The organism is Bradyrhizobium sp. P2_E8 (assembly GCF_056403875.1).
Genome location: NZ_JBFUES010001253.1, coordinates 1 through 1,880, shown reverse-complemented (window position 1 = coordinate 1,880; position 1,880 = coordinate 1). Strand labels below are relative to the sequence as shown.

Below are 1,880 nucleotides of genomic sequence, written 5' to 3'. Positions count from 1 at the left end.
GCAAGCGGGGAGAGGCGAAGAGTCCTACGTCCGGTTAAACCAGTTCCTCAAACGCCATCGAGCAATTCATGAAAGCTTACGTCTACGGCCCTGAAGGCGCTCGCATTTCCGACGTCGCTCAACCAAAGCCTAAAGGCACACAAGTGCTCGTCCGCGTCCGTGCCTGCGGGCTGAACCGCGCCGACACCGGCATGCGCAAGGGTCACGCCCATGGTGCGGCCGGCGGGGCCGGCACCGTGCTCGGCATGGAATGGGCCGGCGAGGTCGCCGAGCTCGGACCGGATGCCAAGGGCGTGAAGGTCGGCGACCGCATCATGGGCTCGGGCGGGGCGGCATTTGCCGAGTACACGCTGGCCGATCACGGCCGGCTGTTCCGCGCACCGTCGAACATGAATTTCGAGGAAGCCGCCACCCTGCCGGTCGCGCTCGCAACCATGCACAACGCGGTCGTCACCGTCGGCGGCGTGCAGTCGGGCCAGAGCGTGCTGATCCAGGGCGCCAGCTCCGGCGTCGGCCTGATGGCGATGCAGATCGCCAAGCTCAAGGGCGCAGGGCTCGTGATCGGCTCGTCGACCGACGCCTATCGGCGCGGCCGGCTGACGGAGTACGGCGCCGACCTCGCCGTCGACTCCTCCGATCCCAAATGGGTCGAGGAGGTGCTGAAGGCGACGAGCGGCGAAGGCGTCGATCTCATCGTCGACCAGGTCTCCGGCAAGCTCGCCAACCAGAACCTCGCCGCCACCAGGATCAAGGGYCGCATCGTCAATGTCGGCCGGCTCGGCGGCACCCACGCCGATTTCAACTTCGACCTGCACGCCGCGCGCCGCATCGACTATGTCGGCGTCACCTTCCGCACCCGCACCGTCGAGGAGGTCCGCGAGATCTTCGAGGAGGTCCGCAAGGACATCTGGGGCGCGGTGGAATCGCGAAAGCTGCAACTGCCGATCGACAAGGTGTTTGCATTCGCCGACATCGACAAGGCGTTCGAGCACATGGAGGCGAACAAGCATCTGGGGAAGATTGTTGTGACGTTGTGAGGGTTGCCGATCTCTCTCCACTCGTCATGGCCGGGCAAAAGCGCGAAGCGCCTCTTTGCCAAAATGACCCGGCCATCCACGTCTTTACCGCCCGGCACCAAGAACGTGGATGCCCGGGACAAGCCCGGGCATGACGGAGCAAGTAGCATCAGCGAGCATTCAATTCGGAAGCATTCGCAATGGCTTCGCTCCTGCAACTCACTTGCGACTACAGCTGTGGATCATCGCTTGATGTTCAGCCCTAGGCTGCTAAATCCCCGGCCATGAGCGCACAGCACAGCAAAACCTCGGTCGCGGCCATCTCGATCTTCGCCAGCGGCGGCATGGCGGCGGCCAAGTTCGTGGTCGGCGTCGCCATCGGCTCGCTCGCGCTGATCTCGGAAGCGCTGCACTCCTCGGTCGACCTGATCGCGACCATCATCACCTGGGCGGTGGTGCGGGTGTCCGACAAGCCGGCCGACGACGAGCACCATTACGGCCACGGCAAGCTGGAGAGCATTTCCGCGCTCGGCGTCACCGCCCTGCTCTACGTGCTCGCCGGCGGCATCCTGGTCGAGTCCTACAGCCGGCTGCGCGAGGGAACCCCGCCGCCGACCATTTCGGCCGTGCCGTTCGTGGTGCTGGTGATCGACATCGTCGTCAACCTGTGGCGCGCCCGCGCCCTGCACCGCGCCGCGCGGGAAACGCGCAGCCAGGCGCTCGCCGCCGACGCGCTGCATTTCGCCTCCGACGTCATGGGCTCCTTCGCCGTGATCGTGGGCCTGATCCTCGCCGCTCTCGGCTTCTGGTGGGGCGACGCGGCGGCCGCCGCGGCGGTCGCGGTGATGATCGCCGCGCTCGGCC

Annotated in this window: 2 protein-coding genes; both read left to right on the top strand. The window is 66.2% G+C overall.

What is annotated here, in order from left to right; genetic code table 11:
* The first annotated feature begins 68 nt into the window (after positions 1-68).
* Entirely contained in the window at positions 69-1,037 is a 969-nt protein-coding gene (locus AC1D00_RS39225; RefSeq protein ID WP_477014370.1) for a quinone oxidoreductase family protein, read from the top strand.
* A 263-nt stretch (positions 1,038-1,300) separates the two neighbouring features.
* Positions 1,301-1,880 (top strand): cation diffusion facilitator family transporter (locus tag AC1D00_RS39220; protein WP_477014369.1); only part of this gene is annotated, 580 nt, incomplete at its 3' end.